Annotated in this window: 13 protein-coding genes; 5 read left to right on the forward strand and 8 right to left on the reverse strand. The window is 42.0% G+C overall.

The window, feature by feature from the left end:
* Positions 1 to 25: 25 nt before the first annotated feature.
* From prpC to N477_RS03275, 5 genes are all read right to left on the reverse strand, one after another.
* Positions 26 to 1,147 (reverse strand): bifunctional 2-methylcitrate synthase/citrate synthase, encoded by a 1,122-nt coding sequence (gene prpC, locus N477_RS03255; protein ID WP_039610685.1) that lies wholly within the window; start codon positions 1,145 to 1,147, stop codon positions 26 to 28.
* A gap of 84 nt (positions 1,148 to 1,231) precedes the next feature.
* Positions 1,232 to 2,110: a methylisocitrate lyase gene (gene prpB / locus N477_RS03260; protein ID WP_063364287.1), complete on the reverse strand. Its 879-nt coding sequence runs from the start codon at positions 2,108 to 2,110 to the stop codon at positions 1,232 to 1,234.
* Between the two features lie 23 nt (positions 2,111 to 2,133).
* Entirely contained in the window at positions 2,134 to 2,799 is a 666-nt protein-coding gene (locus tag N477_RS03265) for a GntR family transcriptional regulator (RefSeq protein WP_063364288.1), read from the reverse strand.
* Between the two features lie 330 nt (positions 2,800 to 3,129).
* Positions 3,130 to 3,339: a cold-shock protein gene (locus N477_RS03270; RefSeq protein WP_023398377.1), complete on the reverse strand. Its 210-nt coding sequence runs from the start codon at positions 3,337 to 3,339 to the stop codon at positions 3,130 to 3,132.
* 665 nt (positions 3,340 to 4,004) lie between these two features.
* A complete protein-coding gene (locus N477_RS03275; protein ID WP_196760569.1) occupies positions 4,005 to 6,284 on the reverse strand; it encodes an EAL domain-containing protein in 2,280 nt (759 codons plus the stop codon).
* A gap of 171 nt (positions 6,285 to 6,455) precedes the next feature.
* Here N477_RS03275 and N477_RS03280 point away from each other — a divergent pair, with 171 nt between their 5' ends.
* Positions 6,456 to 7,073: a hypothetical protein gene (locus N477_RS03280; RefSeq protein ID WP_063364290.1), complete on the forward strand. Its 618-nt coding sequence runs from the start codon at positions 6,456 to 6,458 to the stop codon at positions 7,071 to 7,073.
* On the forward strand, positions 7,070 to 7,804 hold the full coding sequence (locus N477_RS03285; RefSeq protein ID WP_063364291.1) for an MBL fold metallo-hydrolase: 735 nt from the start codon (positions 7,070 to 7,072) through the stop codon (positions 7,802 to 7,804). The genes N477_RS03280 and N477_RS03285 overlap by 4 nt, the downstream gene beginning before the upstream one ends.
* A 72-nt stretch (positions 7,805 to 7,876) precedes the next feature.
* Here the strand turns inward: N477_RS03285 and glyA are convergent, their stop codons facing one another.
* Positions 7,877 to 9,229 carry a serine hydroxymethyltransferase gene (gene glyA, locus N477_RS03290; protein WP_063364292.1) on the reverse strand — a complete coding sequence of 451 codons (1,353 nt, stop codon included), beginning with the start codon at positions 9,227 to 9,229 and terminating at the stop codon, positions 7,877 to 7,879.
* Between the two features lie 71 nt (positions 9,230 to 9,300).
* A complete protein-coding gene (locus tag N477_RS03295) occupies positions 9,301 to 9,906 on the reverse strand; it encodes a LysE family translocator (protein WP_063364293.1) in 606 nt (201 codons plus the stop codon).
* A gap of 94 nt (positions 9,907 to 10,000) precedes the next feature.
* Between N477_RS03295 and N477_RS03300 the strand changes: the two genes are divergently transcribed.
* The 3 genes from N477_RS03300 (at position 10,001) to N477_RS03310 (ending at position 16,147) form a co-directional block, all read left to right on the forward strand.
* Complete coding sequence (locus N477_RS03300; RefSeq protein ID WP_063364452.1) at positions 10,001 to 10,981, forward strand: GlxA family transcriptional regulator; 981 nt, start codon at positions 10,001 to 10,003, stop codon at positions 10,979 to 10,981.
* Positions 10,982 to 11,483: 502 nt separating this feature from the next.
* The gene (locus tag N477_RS03305) at positions 11,484 to 13,742 is read left to right on the forward strand and encodes a calcium-binding protein (RefSeq protein WP_063364294.1); all 2,259 of its coding nucleotides are present in this window, start codon (positions 11,484 to 11,486) and stop codon (positions 13,740 to 13,742) included.
* Between the two features lie 293 nt (positions 13,743 to 14,035).
* Positions 14,036 to 16,147, forward strand: a complete 2,112-nt coding sequence (locus N477_RS03310) for a hypothetical protein (RefSeq protein ID WP_063364295.1) — start codon at positions 14,036 to 14,038, stop codon at positions 16,145 to 16,147.
* 61 nt (positions 16,148 to 16,208) lie between these two features.
* Here N477_RS03310 and N477_RS03315 read toward each other — a convergent pair whose 3' ends face one another.
* Positions 16,209 to 19,040 carry a TonB-dependent receptor gene (locus N477_RS03315; protein WP_063364296.1) on the reverse strand — a complete coding sequence of 944 codons (2,832 nt, stop codon included), beginning with the start codon at positions 19,038 to 19,040 and terminating at the stop codon, positions 16,209 to 16,211.
* Positions 19,041 to 19,043 lie beyond the last annotated feature (3 nt).

The raw sequence follows: 19,043 nt of genomic DNA on the forward strand, positions 1-19,043 counted from the left end.
GCTCAATATAAGTCGTCGGCTATAACTAGCGTGCTGCAATCGCAGGCACTGGGCGAAGATCTTCACCTGTATATTCAGCCGAAGGACGAATAATACGGTTATCCGCACGCTGCTCCATCACGTGTGCAGCCCAGCCCGTTAGGCGAGACATCACAAAAATTGGGGTAAATAGCTTCGTTGGGATCCCCATGAAGTTATATGCAGATGCATGGAAAAAATCCGCGTTACAGAATAACTTCTTCTCACGCCACATCACTTCTTCACAGCGAACAGACACAGGGTAAAGCACTGTATCGCCAACATCTGCAGCCAGTTTTTCAGACCATGTTTTAATAATTTCATTACGTGGATCTGACTCAGAATAAATCGCATGACCAAAGCCCATGATTTTCTCTTTGCGCTCTAACATGCCCATCATTTCTTGCTCAGCGTGATCCGCTGATTCAAAGCGCTCAATCATCTCCATCGCAGCTTCATTTGCACCACCGTGAAGTGGACCACGCAGTGAACCAATTGCGCCTGTCACACAAGAATGCATGTCTGATAGTGTTGACGCACATACACGTGCAGTGAAAGTAGATGCATTGAATTCATGCTCAGCATAAAGGATAAGTGATACATGCATAACGCGCTCGTGAAGCTCTGATGGCTTTTCACCACGCAGTAAGTGTAAGAAATGCGCGCCAATAGAATCATCATCTGTTTCAACATCAACGCGAACACCATCATGGCTAAAGCGATACCAATAACAAATAATGCTTGGGAAACACGCCAGCATACGGTCTGTCACTTTACCTTGCTCATCAAAGCTAGCTTCGCCTTCCAAGTTACCCAACATAGAGCAACCTGTACGCAGCACATCCATTGGGTGTGCATCTGCTGGAATACGTTCTAACACGTCTTTAAGTGCCACAGGTAAACCACGCATTGACTTCAATAGGGCTTTATATTCGTCAAGCTCGCTTTGATTTGGCAGTTTACCTTTAAGAATAAGGTATGCAACTTCTTCAAACTGACAGTTCTCAGCCAAATCTTTAACATCATAACCGCGATAAGTTAGCCCTGAACCAGATTTTCCTACTGTTGATAATGCAGTTTTCCCTGCTACTTGACCACGTAGACCTGCACCACTTAGTACTTTAGCCATCACTTTCTCCTGAAAATTTTTTACCTGCTGAATTTTAGAATCTTTTTTCTGAGCGTGCTAAAACACGCTCTTTTATATTATTTGTTACTTGTTTTTACCTTGAGCAAACAATGCATCAAGCTTTTGCTCGTAATCGTGATAACCAAGATAATCATATAAATCCATACGTGTTTGCATGGTATCTACAACTGCTTTTTGGTCACCATCATTCAATAAAGTACGATATACCAGCTCGGCTGCTTTATTCATCGCACGGAATGCGCTTAGAGGATACAGCACCATGCCGACGCCCCACTCACCAAGCTGTTGCTTGCTCCAAAGTTCAGTCTTACCAAACTCTGTCATGTTCGCTAAGATTGGCACATCTAACGCTTCTGAAAATGCTCTGTAGTGTTCTTCAGTTTGAATCGCTTCTGCAAAAATGCCATCTGCGCCCGCTTCTACATAGGCTTTTGCACGTGCAATCGCAGCGTCTAAGCCTTCTTGAGCAAAGGCATCAGTACGCGCCATTATGAAAAAGTCTTTATCAGTACGCGCATCCACCGCCGCTTTGATTCGATCGGCCATTTCTTCTGTTGATACAATTTCTTTGTTTGGTCTATGACCACAGCGTTTTTGTGCCACTTGGTCTTCAATATGTACCGCCGCAGCACCAGCTTTTTCCATATCGCGGATCGTTTTAGCAATGTTAAATGCACCGCCCCATCCTGTATCAATGTCCACCATCAGGGGTAAATCACAAGCAGATGTAATGCGCTGAACATCTGCAATGACATCATTTAAAGAGGTCATGCCTAAATCAGGTAAGCCATATGATGCATTTGCGACACCACCACCAGATAAATAAATTGCTTGGTGACCTATTTGCTTTGCCATAATCGCGCTATAAGCGTTAATCGTGCCTACAATCTGTAATGGTTGATTTGCATTTAATGCGTCACGAAATTTTTTTCCTGCACTCATGATGGTGTACTCTCCTGTGATGTTTACTTCATGTTTGATAGCTTGACGGCGATATTATTTTTTGAGTATTGAATATGGCGTCGCATTAAAATCTCTGCCAATTCGCCATCACGATTTGCGATGGCTCTTACGATATGTATGTGCTCGTCATAAGCTGTTGTCACTCTTGGTCCAGTCATACCTAACTGAACTCGATACATTCTTGCTAAGTGGTAAATCCCATTGCTCAGCATAGTGATCAATTGTTGATTTTGGCTGCCAACGATAATGCGGTAATGAAAGTCCAAATCTCCCGCCTCTTGATAGTAGACGTTGCGCTGCTTTACCTCATCTTGCTGGCCTTTTAACAAACTGCTCAATTGATTTATCTCAGCATCAGGCATATTTTGTGCAGCAAGCCTTGCCGCCATGCCTTCCAATGCTTCTCGGATCTGATACAGCTCAAGTAAGCCTTCGGATGTTAAAGTCACAACGCGCGCACCGACATTGGCTTTACGCTCAACAATGTTGCACGCTTCTAAGCGGTTGATGGCTTCACGAACGACTGCACGGCTAACCTCATACTTTGTCGACAATTCAACTTCACTCAGCTTTGAGCCCGCTGATATATGGCCTTCAACGATCTCTTCCCTCAATTGAAAAAACGTTTTATCTGAAGAGGTTACAGCTTTTTCTTGAAAGAAGTTCATCAAATGATCACGCAATAGTTTTTATCAATTGCCAACAATATAGATACACTTTACGTTAACGTCAACCTACAAACAAATAAATTGTCGACAATCTTATTATTCACACTATTCACCTTATTTATTATGGCTAAGCAAGCGTCTGCCAATCTAATAGTACTGATAAAGTAATAAACTAACGTGACATGCTTTTAATAAATAAGATTAGGAGTAGGGCAAACATTGCTAAGGCAGTGAGCAGGATAGGAAGGGGTAAGTATAAGAACAGCGAGAGATAGGCAACAAAAAAGGCAAGCTAAGCTTGCCTTTTAAAATTCGTATCAACTGTGACAGTTACAGCTTAACGATTTCCTCAGCTTGAGGACCTTTTTGGCCTGTAGTAAGTTTAAATTCTACACGCTCGCCTTCAGCTAGAGTACGGAAACCGTCGCCTTTGATTGCACTGAAGTGTGCAAAAACGTCTGGGCCATTTTCCTGAGCGATAAAACCAAAGCCTTTTGACTCGTTAAACCACTTTACTGTACCTGTTAAAGTATTAGACATAATAATAAATCCTGATAAAAAATATAAATGCCAATCCTTAAAAGCAAATTCTAAACTGCTTAAAGAGAATCCATCTTTATAAACTGGCAAACCTATGCCCTTGTGGGCGCATAGACCTAAATTTTGCCGGTGATAAAACTTCAGGACGGTACTACTACAAGCTAACACTTATACAACAACGTAATGGAGATTTATAAACACTGACCGAAATTCTGTCTATGTTCATCTTATAGGGATGCCCCTCTAAGTCAACTAATTTTTAAACATATTTATGAATGCTTAATGACATAATCACATAAGCATTGTGAACAATTAGAGACACCGCCGCAGCCCCAGTAAAAATAAGGCTTTTGGACATATCAATAGCAATCGATTTTTATTGATTTTTCTGCATAAAAATAGCGTTTCAAGTATGTACATTTACGCTCAAATTTGTTTTCGTAATACTTTAAATATTGGCCAATATGGCGCGAAGTTGCGGCAGGTATAATTAACCGACTAAAAAATAAGAGTTGCAATAATTACAATAAAAGCAACTTAACTAAAAAGCTCAACTCTGCCGATAATGTAAATTAGCACCATCAATGTCTAGAGAAAATGAATATTAACGATACTATGTATTTTGAATGCATCGAGTTCGAAGACTAAATAATGCTGTAACTCGCCTATTTAATCGTAAAGGATTTACCTAGCAACTCCCCCACTTGTTCACTGGGTACTGGCACAGAAAATAAATGCCCCTGTAGTTGATCGCAACCATGGGAAGCAAGTGTCGTTGCCTGTACGTCACATTCCACGCCTTCTGCAATACAGTTAACACCAAGACTTTTAGCAATATTAATCATCACTAAAGCCAGATCATCTTGATGCTCGGCACCACCGATTTCATTAATAAAGCTAGGATCTATTTTTATCGAATCAAAATGCAATTCTTTGAGCAAAGAAGGATTGGTGTGGCCAAGACCAAAATCGTCGATAGCCAAACTAAAGCCCAAGCTGCTTAACGCATTGAGCGTTGACTTAAGTTCATCCGCGCGCTCTAGTAATGGACGTTCTGCGATTTCTAATTCAAACTGCTTTGGACTTAACTGATATGTGTCCAACAGTGCCATCAGCTGCTCAGTAAACATGCCATTTAACAAATGCTTTATCGATAGGTTTAAACACAATTGCAAATGAGGATAGTCTTTTAACCACTCTACAAAATGTGGCATAGCCAACTCAAAGACATACATACTTAAATGACCATTTATCCCCGCACTCTCGGCTACATCAACAAATTGTTCAGCCGCGATAAGTTCATCTTGATGTTGCCAGCGTGCGAGCACTTCTATCTTTTCAACAACCAGCGTCTGCGCATTCAAAATGGGCTGAAAATAAGGTAAAAACGCTTTTTCTCTAAGTGCCTTTATCATGGCAGTTTCTTTCTCAAGATATAGCTCAGCTTCTTTATCGAGCTCGGCGCAATAGAATTGGTAATTAGAATGCCCCACTTTTTTAGCTCTATACATAGCTGTATCTGCACTTTTCATTAATATGTCGGCGTTTTCACCATCTTCAGGGTACAAGGCGACGCCCGCACTGAATGACACATTCACTTGTGTAGCTCTCAGATCATAATCACCACTTGAAGCGTGAAATATTTTTTCCACCACATGCCGAACATGCTTTCTGTCATCCATGCTATCAATTAGTAGTACAAACTCATCGCCACCAATACGTGAAACCGTATCACATGCTCTGATACTCGCGGTTAGACGCTTGGCAACCTGCTTCAGTAACTCGTCGCCACTGTCATGACCAAGGGAGTCATTAATTGCTTTGAATTTGTTTAAATCTAAAAATATCAGCGCAAACTGATGCTTGTGACGCTTAGCTCTTTTACATGACTGAACCAACCTGTCTTGCAAAAGTAACCTATTTGGCAAACCAGTTAATGCATCATGATGGGCCAAGTGATTCATCCTTTTTCGCATTAGGCGCGATTCCGTGACATCTTGGAACACCAACACAGCGCCAGCAATTTTATCGCCGCGAATGAAAATCGGTGAGCAACAAACCTCTATCGCAAAGTCGAGGCTAAGATGATTTCTAAAGCAAATCAGTTCACTCAAGCAAACAGTTTGAAGCTCTTGCATAGATTGCTGCATTGGGTCATTAATGGGCTCTTTACTGTCTTCATGAAATAGTGGCATGACTTCTTGAAATGCTTTCCCTTTGACTTCATCACTCAACAGGGCCAAAACGGCTTCAGCAACAGGATTCATGAAGGTAATCTTGTTGTCTATATCTGTGCAAATAACCCCATCGCCGACAGAACTTAACGTGATCGCCAGTAATTCATGCTGTTTTTGTAACTCAGTTTGCTTGGCAACATCAACCAATTGGCCAAGAAACACCCCTTGTAAATGGGTATGATTGATTGAAACGATGAATTCATCTTGACCCTGTGTTGCATTTAGAGGTCTAAAGGTCAATTGAGCAAAGTCTTCCCCTTCTTTTTGCCAACGTGTAAATTGTTCAAAGCTAGACTCATCAATGAGTCCTTTTAACCCTAACTCAACCAATGTGTCTTCCGAAGTACGAAGCTGTTTGCACAGCCCTTGGCTAACAGCATACAAAGTGCCATTTTCACAAACCAAAAACTGTGCAGTGAGACACTCTCTAAACACCTCATAATACAGCTCGCCATGTTCTCCAAAACCAATTTCTTGCTGCTTTTTTCGCGCGAAATAAATCACGCCTCCGCCTAAAACAATGGCCATCACAAAGCCAATGATGCCAAGAGAAAAGTAGTTAAAAAGTTCAATTAGAGATTCGTTACCATACTGACCTACCTCAGTAAAAATCCAATTTTCTATAAACTGACTTATCTGAACACCGAATGAGAGGCCAACGAGCAGGAAAAAGATACTGAGTAATAGTTTTTGTGTGAGTCGATTCATATGCATTCGCGCAAAATCAAAGAAGTTATAAAAATATCCTTAGTATTGATTAAGCGTAGACTCTGATGGTCAACTTTAACAGTCACTGCAATTAATTGATTATTTATATTTCTGGAATTTAACCCACTTTTGTCCTAAATCTATTAAGGGCAAGGTTATTGAGATCAAGCAATGATAAGCATAAGCGACGATGTAAAAGTGGTTGAAAACTTTGTGCGCGTAGCGCAAATAATCGCGAACTTGGAGTCCATTTTAACCCAAGCGAAAAACCTTTCTCTGACCGCTAAAAATGCACGAGTCGTAGCACTGAGAGCAGGGGATGCAGCGCTTGGTTTCAAACCCATTACAAACTTTATCGATGAGTTCTCAGAACAGACCATTGCTTCTACGACTAAAATTGCGGACTTATCTAATCAGCTGTTTAAAGTCGCACATAAATTAGTACGCTGTAGTCAATATTTTCATCAAATGACACTACTCAAAACACATTTAAACTCAAAGCAAGCAGATGCCATGTATCAAGAAGCGCTTAAATCACAGCGACGCGCGGCGTCACAACTATCTCTGGCTCTGAGCGAACTTGAAAATCACTTTGAAGACATTCAAAAACAAATGCAAAGCGCCGAATATATTGCCGTAACCAGTAGAGTTGAAGCCACCAATGCAGGGGACTTTAGTGACAGTTTGCAATCTGTATCTGATTTTATTGCAAGTGCAGCTAAAACGATCAAAACCGCTGTTGTTTACAACTTAAGTGAAATCCATACTCTAAGGGGAGTTTTAAAGTGAAGCTAGCGGAATTATACAAAGGAAAAACACACAGTTGGATGATGCTTGAATGCAGTGGCTCAAAAAACGACACACACAGCGCGGTTAACCAATACTTCATTCACAGTGACTATGAATCGCTGTTAATGGACCCTGGTGGGATTGAGCTATTCTCTCCAATGTTAGCAGCTGTCTTACAGCATACTGAACTCGATAAATTGACAACCTTGTTTGCATCCCATCAAGATCCTGACATTATCGCAACCTTAAGTTTATGGGATAAAGCCATCGCAAACGCCACGTTATACGCGCCCTCTTTATGGGATCGTTTTATCGGCCACTTTGATTTAGACAATCTTCATTTTGAAGGCGTCAGTGATGAAGGTGGGGAAATTCAATTGGGCGGTGTGCGCTTACGCATACTTCCCGCACACTACTTGCACGCTGCTGGCAATTTTCACCTATATGATCCCACAGCTAAAGTTTTAATGAGTGCTAATGTTGGCTCAGCAATCAAAGCTCCGAGTGATACTAAATTCGTGGAAGATTTTTCACTTCATGTGAAACATATTGAACAATTTCACAAACGCTGGATGCCGTCTAACCAAGCTAAAGCAAACTGGATTGCCAGAGTTAAAGAGCTTGATATTGATATACTTGCACCCAATCATGGCAAGCTTTACAAAGGCGAGCAAGTACAAGAGTTTTTGGAATGGTTTGATAAATTAGATGTAGGTAGCGCTGCCAAATGAACACTAAATTGGTCAATCTGTAAGAATTTATAAAGCGCTCTGTCATATCAGAGCGCTTGGTCTTTTATGTAGCTACTGGGTATAACTTAAAATAGGGTAGTCACGACACACACTTTGTACTTCATTGATAAACCCATCTCTGAGTTCTGGATTCAAGCGGTACTCCTTTTCGCTGAGAATTTGCACGACATCTAAAATACGGCACACCAACTCGACTACCTTTTTACAGCCAATTTCATCCATATGTCGCTGCGCAAGTGCACCGGTGCCAATTCTCAGTCCACTGGTAACAAATGAAGAACGGGTTTCACCTGGGATCCTGTTTTTATTCACCGTGATCCCACACTCTTCCAAGGCCTCTTCAGCGATTGTACCTGTGAGCTCTCCTCTGAGCTTGATTAGTACTGTATGATTATTCGTTTGACCGCCAATCACTTCATACCCATGAGCATTAAACGCATCTACAATGGTATCAGCAGCATGGCGGATCCGAGAGATATATTGTTTAAATTCAGGCTTTTGTGCGTAACCAAATGCAGCGGCTTTTGCAGCAATAATATTCACCGCGGGGGCGCCTTGCATCATAGGAAACACAGCGCGATCTAGAATACGAGAAAAAGGCAAGTTGAAGCCGGGTACGATGTCATTTGCATCTCGACCAGACAATATTAACCCACCTCTAGGGCCTGCCAGCTGTTTGTGCGTACAAGTTGTCGTTACATGGGCATGATCAACAGGGCTTGGATGTAACCCAGTGGCTACTAACCCCGCAATATGAGAAATATCCGCCATTAAAATGGCACCAACCTCATCCGCTATCTCTCTGAAACGAGCAAAATCAACCACCCTTGAATAGGCTGTTGCGCCACAAACAATCAGTTTTGGGTGATGCTCATGTGCAAGTCGGCGAACTTCCTCGTAATCTATCAACCCCTCCTCTGTCGTCCCATAGCCAATTGCTTTATAAAAAGTGCCAGAGACAGTTACTGGGCTGCCATGCGTTAAATGTCCACCATGATCTAGAGACATCCCTAAAAAAGTATCACCAGGCTTAAGCAATGCTGAAAACACTTGGTAATTTGCATTAGATGCTGAGTGTGATTGAACATTCGCATATTGCGCTCCAAACAGTGACTTTGCACGTTCAATGGCCAATGACTCAACTTTATCAACATTTAAACACCCAGCATGATAACGTTTACCCGGTCCGCCTTCAGCAGTCACATTCACCAAAGCAGATGCTGATGCGGCCAGCGTTCTGGGATCTACAGTGCAACAAGATGCCACCAAAGATAATGTATTGTGCTGCCTGACAACCTCATCATCTAGCAACCTTGCAAGTTCAGCGTCTTGCCGACTTAATTCGAGTATGCCCTTTTCTAATAAACCTTGTTGTCCTGAGATAAGTTGTCTATCAAAGTTCATAAAAGCTCCTTCTACGCCTCTTTGTCATTAATTATTAATATATTTATATAAATGGTTATGTAAAACATCTGCTACTGGCTGGCAGATAAAATTAGAACTGCAAACCCAGCTAAAATAATGGCACTTACCCTCTCAATACGAGTGACATGCTTTTGCAGTATTTTTTGTGCCTTCGCCCCAAGTAGAACCAGCCCACCCTCAGCAAAGACTTCAATCGCTAAAAAAGTAAGTAGTAAAATTAAAACAAACGAAAAATCTATCGTGCTGACATCAACAATCGTTGGAATAAACGCAATCCAGAACAAAATTATTTTGGGGTTAGATAACGCCAACAAAAAACCTTTGAAAAAATAACCTGAGTGCACTTCACTGCTAGCTTCAACCAAACCTTTTGAGCTATTTATCCAAGTACTCGTTGCTAAATACAACAAATAGCCGCTACCTATGACCTTAAACCAGTCTATTAATTGCTCGGATGCCACAACCATAGAGTTCAGTCCAAACAATGCACATAAAATCAATACAGCGAAGCCAAGCGCACCGCCTAAAACTAATTGCAGCCCCTTACTGTGCCCTGACTTTATTGAGGTAGTCAGGGCTAACATGGCATTTGGACCTGGGCTAAAAGACATAGCACTGCATGCTAATACCAAAATAAACCAATCACTTAGAACCATAAAAACCTCCCTAATCGAGGGACATTTTATGGAGAAGGGAGGAAAAAAGTGCTATGTTATCTGGACTTTTTTTAATGATTTCTGGTCATGTCGTGTGAAAAAAAGACCTCATTTTTCATTATTACTCCTACCGGAGTTTTCTTTGCTGCCTTATGCTAGCTTTTTAGATAAGTTGCGTTTTTCCTCTGATGAAGCCGATTTTAGCTCTCAAAAATATTGCAGTTGGACATCCTACGCTTTAGATAAAGATCTCGTTGCCTCTAGCTGTGGCAGCATGCATAAAGTCACGAGCTTATCTAACGAAGATAATTTAACCCCCTTCTATCAATCTGATTTCATTGTTGTTTTTGGTGGGAGAAATATTTCATCTGCGATTGATAAAGCACAAACACTAAAACCGTTAATAAAAAAAGCATATGCTTTAGGCGCGCACTTGGTATCAATTGACAACGCGGTGTTTTCATTCGCGCAGTCAGGGATGTTAAGCGATCAGAAAGTGACGGTACATTGGCGACATCACCAGCAGTTTTTAGCCATGTTCCCTCGTCTCAATCTCGCCAAAGATTTGCTATTCGAAACGCAAAATAGGATCACAACCTGTGTTGGGGGCACTGCTACCGTTGAGCTCGCGATAGAGTTGATCTCTACGTACCTTGGCAAACCACAGGCCAACAAAGGGCTGGCTGACATGATCATTGAGCAACCCAGACTCAATCAGTTAGAGCCCAATTTTGCCGATATCCCCAATGTCAACGACCCTATATTAAACAAAGCTCTGATCCATATCTTTGAGTCTATTGCGCACAGACAAACTATCGAAGACATTGCCAATCGCACAGGGATAAGCCGCCGACAGCTTGATAGAAAAATGGAGAAGCAATTTCAATGCTCTGCCTCGCAGTATTTACATCAATTAAAAATGAAACAGGCGCGGTGGCTGCTGCTCAATACTCCACAAAGCGTCTCGCAAATAGCTGAGTCAGTTGGTTTTGATAATCTAGAGTACTTTAGGCAGGCGTTTAAGCGCTTTTTTAATAAGACTCCCAGTAAAGTGCGAGATGAAGCCTCGCAGTAAAGTATTCGTTAAGTTCAAAAGGCTTGGACGATTACATTGACTTGCACGTCACAGTATAAATAAATGATAAGAATGGAACTTATTATGTTTTTGACGTGCAGTTATGTCACACACTTCTGTACTTTCATCTGCCTGTTTATACCGTGCTTTGCGCAATCTCCTACGCATGCATATCAATCGATGAGGAAATACGCTCAATTCCAACACTACCCGCTGGGTTCAGATCGTGCTGTAGGTGCCATAATCCCCTATCGTTCCCATCCCTCTATACAATCGCACTCAACAAACACGGCTAAATATGAGAAAAAATCTCTAATGAACCATGTCATAAACTTGAGTGAAAGCTTTATAAATGAGTCCTATAAATTAAGAGAAAACGATTAAATTCATACTCATAATTAGAGTGAACATCACATTGCTATCTGAGTAAACCAAAAACTTGGACGAACGAAGAGACTTAGCCGTCTTATGGGTAAACTCTTCATTCACACAGGAAAAAATTATGAAGTTAAGCAAAATCCGTTTAGCATTGCTATTGAGCTTATCAACTCAACAAAGTTTGGCAAATACACATATTGATGACACCGCTGAGCTTGATACACTCAGTGAAGTAGAGCAACAATTTCAGCACTTTTATGACATTGAGCTCCCAGAACAATTGCACTTATTACCAGTTTCCCAGTCTATGCAAACTGAAAACATCAGCGATGACAATTCTTATATTTTCTCAGGCACTATGTATGCTCTCACAACAATGCAAGGATATATGGGTACATTCTTCCCAGCGCTTAAAGGCAGTTTTATTGTATCCACGCCGGGCACTTATCTGACATATTATGCATTAGACTACGCCGGTCGTGTGATCGGTGGCGTCCTGCGAGTCGCAGGCCAAGACAATGCAGCTGCTTATTTTCCAAATAAGCAGTTTGCAACCCAAGCACCGAGTAAAGCATTTTTTGGTCAAGATGTAGATATGGGTAAGTATGAATGGGTAGACGAGTTAATCGATGTGCCCAATCAAGCTATTTTAGGGACTGCTTACTCATTTTCAGAGTTAAGTTATAAGCTCACAAATGACCCTATTGGTTTCGCAAAGGAATATATTGATATGCATGAAGATGTAGGAGTTGGCCTGACATGCAACTATACGGGCTACTGTAACAACTCTTCAAGCTCACAACCTCAACAAACCAAAAAACAAAAACGACCAGAGTATTACCAACAGTATGGCGATACAGCGCAATTACAACAGCATACATATGACTCATCTAAAGACCATATGCACCATTATGATAGTCCAAACAAGTATTATCACCTTGTGTATATTGCGGGTTCTAAGCACAGTATTAATATGCCGACTGACTCTTCAGACGCGTATATCAAGTTTCGTAATGTAAGAAGTGGTGGCGGTGATGACTTTTTGTATATGGCATCCAATGCGAAAGGTAATACCTTTGCAGGAGATGGTGATGACCTTATCACTAACTTCAACAGTGGTGGTATGTATGGAGAAAAGGGCGATGACATCATCATCGGTAAATCAATTTATGGTGAAATAGCAGGGTTTGGTGGTGAAGGAGGCGATTTTATAAGCCGTGTGAATAAAGCTTATGGTGGCAGTGGCAAGGATAAACTCATTTGGGTCAAAAACGGATTTGGTGGCACTGAGGACGACCTTTTAGTTGGTACCAATAAAAATGATGTATTAGAGGGGGGGTTTGGTAACGACTTGATTGAAGCAGGTAACGGTCTAGATACCTTAGACGGTGGTGATGGAAACGATATTCTGCGACTCGACGCCACACGAGGTGACAAAATTGAAATCGTCAATGGCGGCCTCGGTGAAGATGCCCTTGAGATAAAAATTAGTCAATTAATCCGTACAACTCAAGCTAACCAACTGCAAAATGGCCAGATAAAAGTCAAATCTGATGCGCTACAAGTGATGGAAATAAGTAACATTGAGAGCCTGCATTGGCGACAAGTTTTACCAACTTTAAATCATGATCAAACTATTGAAACTAAAGACGTAAACTTAATACCCGAACACTTCACTGTTGATTCAAGTAATATTACTATAAATCAAGTATTTACTGGGCAAGGTGGACTCGTTACTTTCTTATCAGGTTCAGGAGATGATGTCCTTATTGGAGGAGCACTTAATAATACCCTCAAAGGTGGTAAAGGCGACGATGTGATCCGTGGTGGGCAAAGTGATGACAACTTATATGGTGGTATGGGGAACGACCTCTTTATCGCCAGCTTAGGAAATGACTTTTATTACGGAAGTACAGGCATAGATACAATAACTCTGGAGTCTTTAGCTGCCGGACAGACAGTCAAACTATCACAAATTTCTGACCGAGTAGAGAACCTAATGGGAACTCCATATGTGGATGAACTTCATGGTAACCACTTAGAAAACTTCATCGCCGGCGGCCAAGGCTCAGACAAGCTATTCGGCCATGATGGTCAAGACATATTAGTCGGTGACAAAGGCGCTGATACACTCAATGGTGGCGCAAACAATGATATTCTCATTGGTGGCTCTGGCCGCGATATATTCGTGATGAGTCTTGGCAATGATGTCATAGAAGACTTTGGTAAACATGATCGTATTGATTTGTCTAAACTCGGTTTGTTGCAGTCGGATATCATCATTGAAAGGCGAGAAAAAAGCACCTTTATCTATTCAGAAGACATATCAATGATGCTGCAAAACTATCTTGGAGAAATTAGTTTTATCGAGTCCAAAGATTAATACGAGTTAAATAATCACTATTTAGCCCTGCTCATGCGGGGCTTTTTTATTTCTATACTCAGCCAAACGCACATCTGTTCTTCCAAACATAACCAAATAACCTCATATAAAATCACTAAAAAACCTGCACAATATGCAGAAATCTGCGTCAATTATGCAGATTGTATGCAACATCACTGCGAGCCATTTTTTCCTTCTTACTCGTCAGTATACTCAGGCTGTCATCGCCTGTTTTACACGCATCAAAACAGGTATCCAAGCAATGAGTTTTAATTATAAAGAGGGAATGTCTGATGTTTAGAACAGAGTTTAAGTCATCCTTATTAGTCACTGCACTTTTCACCTCACTGGCCTGCCACGCAACGACAAACGACGCTACTGGTACAGTGAGTAGTGCGATGGTTTCACTGCCAGATAATATGTTCAACGCCAAAGAGAGACCTGCCGTTGCCCACTATATTGGCCGAACCGCGCAAGAGATAAAACAGCAGCAAGTACAAATCCCCCACCGCAACTATATCGCCAGCTGCAATACCCATACAGATTCGCCCAGTATGTTTGTATCTACGACCGTTCAATCAATCAGCGGTGATACACATTCGTCAAGGTTTGGTGCTGTTTACGAGCTCAAGTTTAATCCACAAAGCGGCATCTTTGAAAACACAGAAAACCAACGTGTACTCAATGAGTGCATTGCAAGCCATGGCATTAGCGTGAGTAAGGACTGTAAGCGCGTTGCCGTGGTGTGTGAAAAGCCGCATGGTGCATCTGAGCGGGATGGGCATGTGATTGATTTACCAGCTCAAACAAAAGGAAATTTTGTCAATAAACACGCCGATAATCACGCCACCATTGACAGAGCAATGCATGATTTAAGTATTCGAAAATCACGAAAATCCCCCATGACACTGCCCTCACTGATAGCCAGCAACCGCTATTATGTTTCTCAGTGTTTGGACAATAACCCATATAATACGCTGTCTGTTACACCTTATATCGACACCTTGGTTAATCAATTTGGGGCAAATCGAAAAAAGCTCAAATCCTTCTCTACTGTCGTACAAGGCAATGCGTTTAAACAACAAGATAGATGGCAGTACTTACTTAACGCTTTGCCAAATAATGAACAAAAAGCACAATTTCTCAAGTGTGTCGAAGCGATGGCAAAAAATGAAAACACCGAGGCCTGGCTGCTTGAATGGCACAACGAGCCTCTTAGCCACGAATACGATGCCTATGTAGCGACGAAAATGAAGTCTCAACACCTAGGAAACGTGTCATTAAACTATTCAGAAAAAGACCAAAGTTATGCCATCGCCAATGTAGCTGCGGTGTATAACCATATTAATGGTACCAAACATAAGTCAGCGCAGCTTATCGTGTTACAGCGCGAAGGAACGACTCTCAAGATCGACTATAATGAACGTGGCTGGGAGTGGAACTGCGGCAAAGGACATGTGCTGCACATTCGCGGCTATTATGATCAAAATAACGACCAATTTGGCGCAGTCTGTACGACAGATATGACCGATAAAGAGTTCTCAAAAGCTGTCAAACCCCATAAAAAATCTCCAAAGCGTGCACATGGGTTGCTCGCCATAAAATCTGAAGCCAACTCTAACCGGGGTCCTGGCACATATCTATTTACTGTTCCAGCAAACAACGCATCTTTTACTCGAGGCGGTATACATAACTTTGTGCCTGTTCGTGACAATTACGGCCTGTCTGTTGCTGTAGCCCCAAAGAAAGTGGCTGAATCAGACCTTATAAACTTCATAGCACATTTAAATATCACACCAAAAGAAGATGTTTACCGTACAAACTGTTTAAAAAAAGGGATATTCTCAAACTGTGAGTTAGATTACTTATCTGCTCTTCGCCACAATGAAATCAAAATTGAGCACTACCCACTTGTTCCGACACAAAACTTAATGGGCGAAAAACACATGGACAGCACCAGCTCCACAAGAATTGGCTTATTTGGCATTCCAATTGGTGGCAGCAGGAATACACCTAGAGAAGATCAAACCAGTTCCACACGTTGGCTAGTGGGCGATGATAATTGCCAATACTCAGATCCGCAATTGGTCAACCTGCATAATGGTCGATTTTTACTGGGCTATGCCAAGTTCCAATGCGTTGGTGACAACCAAAGCTTGCAGCCGCTTGGCTCCGACCGCGCGCTCATACCAAAAACATATCACTTGGTTGAAATTAATGAGCAAGGTGACAAACTCACTGAGACATTATCATTTACAGATTATGGTTGGGGTGGCCTAGATGACCTGATCTACATTGGTGATGGCAAAGTTGCTTGGACTTACATAAACAACCCTACACTCAGTAATCATATAGGTGCACAGCATCAGCAATGGGAAGTTATGGTGTACCAATCATCACATTAAATAATTAACTTAGAAATTAAAAAAGCCCGAACTATCGGGCTTTGATAACTCATAAGCTCTATTATCCTCGGTAAGAAAACCCAAACCAAACAGAGCGGCCAAATTCAATTTCACTGGCCAACATGTGTTGATGTTCGCCTGTCATACTGCGGCGCTTTTCATTGGTGAGATTACGCACTTTGGCTTTCACCACCCAGTTTTTGTTAACGTCATAGCGCAGTTGCATGTCCCACTGAGAAAAGGCTTGCCACACCTCTCGGGTTTGAGCAGTAAGCGGCAAAGGCTGATAAGGTGAGTACTCTCCTGCGTAGTGGTAGCCTAAACGGATCTCTGTTTTGCTGCCACCAAATCGATAATGTGCAATCACGTTCGCCGTTTTATCAGCTTGGCCAAATTGATAGTCTAAGCAGGACACTGCTTGATTGGGTATTTCGTAGCACACCTCATGTGACAAAATCGTCGCATTTGCCACCAGCCCAAAACCTCTTAGATGCTTTGACCATGCAGACCAATCCTGCAGTGTTAAACTGAGTTCAACGCCATTGACTTCAGATTGACCATAGTTAGACTTTTGCTCAAGTATCACTCGGTTATCTTGCTCACCCAGTACTGTGCGCGTATCCACTGCGGTGTCATCAATATACTTTTTAAACAGCGCCATTGAGGCCAGATTGCCATCTCGCCAATAGTACTCAGTTGATACATCCCAACTCTCTGCAAGGCTGGTTTTTAAGTTTGGATCGCTTCTTTTGATAACCGTATAGTCGCGCCTTCCATTCACAGAATTTAGGTTATTACTAGCAAAATAATCTGGTCTCGCAACGCTTTGCCCAACACTGGCAAATATGCGCCAATTATCAGTGATATCATAACGACCGCGCAAGACTCCCAACCACTGTGAGTCCTTCAGAGCAAGGTCATTTGGCGTGACGCTGCGGGTGTTCATATTAATATCTTGCCCTTGCGTTTCTTGCTGCCATGATTCGTAACGAGTACCGATAGACCAGCGCCACCTATCAGATTGGTTAATTAACTCAAGGTGTGCAGCACTGACTTTATCGACACTATTAAAGTCATGCCTCAAACTTGCAAACTCACTGGCGTTATTGTTTAACTCAAAATCACTGGTATTTTTATAAAAGTAATTACTTACATATTCATTAGACAACCAAGGTAAATTAAGCCCAAAAGCATCTACCGAATACCTGCTGTCACCAACAAGCTTGCCGATTGAGATATCTTTTTTAACATCGTATCGGTTTACATCTCTATTAGATCGCACCTTGCTGTGTGTATAGCGCAGTCCAGACTTAACACTCCAACCCAACCTGCTACCGTCGGCATGCCAGTTATACAATACTCGAGAGTCTAATATGGTGTTGTTATTTTCTCTGCGTTGTAATTCAAATTCGTCAAGCTTTATGGCACGAGGGCTCTGTGCAAAACGAGGATCGTTTACTGACCAGCTCCTATCACTGTCGAACCCCGTATATTGATACCCCAACAAGTGATATTCTTTTAGACTGGTTGCGCTTTGCCACACGCTTTCTTCATCTTGCCTATCTGAACTCGCCTCACTGTAAGCAATATCAAAGCTGAGGTTTTGACGTGAGCTAAGCTCATTTTTAAAATGTATATGACTGCCAAGCTGTCTACGTTCAGTGTCCCTGTAGATGGTATCCATAACTAAATCAGCCTGTTCAATCTCAGCCTGATCTTGCCTCACTTTTACTGGCGTTCTGGACACTTGCTCAAATGCAAAGCTATTACGCGGCTCATTTTCTGTCTGCTGGTAATAATAGCTATGCCAAAACCCATAGCTTTGTTCTGTTGGAGCCGCTTCAAGCTTGATTGAACCGCCCTGACGTACCCAGACATTTGAATATGCCGATTGGCGAGAGCGATTAATAAACGCTTGCCCCTCTTTATTGACATGATACTGATTACTGAGGTTACTTTGGTCTCGTGATTTTTCTGAATACATCCCAAATGCAACCAAACCGAACTGTGAATCTTGTCCAAAAACACGGCTGTATTGGCTACGTATATTTAAGCCCAACTTGTCGTCGTCATCGGGCACATCTTGATAACTATACTGAGATAATTCAGCATCAAACCTGAAGTGTGGGGAGCGTTTATCAAAAGCACTGTAGCTCTTAAGGTCCATCACCGCCCCAACAGAATTGCCGTTAAAGCTCACATCAGGGGTTTTATACAACCACAACTGACCCACAGAAGAGGCCGGAATAGTTTCCAAATTGACGCCCCGAGTGTGCTGCCGGTCACTAGCAAGCGCCATCCCATCTAACGTGACGGAATTCATGCCTGATTGCACACCCCGAACAGTCACTAACTGCCCCTCATCTGAATCATTGATGGTGTGCACACCCACGATGCGACGATATGAATCTGCGACATTAATATCCGGCAGCTCGCCAATATCATCCGCAGCAATTAAATCAACAAGACCCACTTGATAATTGTGCTTCAGCCACACCGCCTCAGTGGTTGCCCCTTTTTGACCTAATACGCTTATTCTTTCGATCTCACTATTATGCTTGGACCCAGACTTACGCTTTTTCCCTTTGGCATCATTTGCCTTATTTGGCCGGTAAACAATGTAGCCAGAACTTGCTTGCTTAACTTTAAGGCCAGTATCTTTGAGCAATATTTGGAGTAGTTCATCAAGTGTAAATTGGCCTTTGACTTGTGCCGTTTGGAACCCTTTAAGTAAAGCGGGCTGAGTAAAAATAGATTGCTCACTTTGCTTAGCCACATGAAATAACGCTTGGACTAGGGGCTGAGGCTCAATATCAACACGAATACTTTGCTCACTTGCAGTTGCTAATGTGCTTAACTGCAGACCACTCAACAATAAAAATAGATTTCGCATTAC

This window comes from Pseudoalteromonas luteoviolacea H33-S (genome assembly GCF_001625695.1).
Taxonomy (GTDB): Bacteria; Pseudomonadota; Gammaproteobacteria; order Enterobacterales; family Alteromonadaceae; genus Pseudoalteromonas; species Pseudoalteromonas luteoviolacea_B.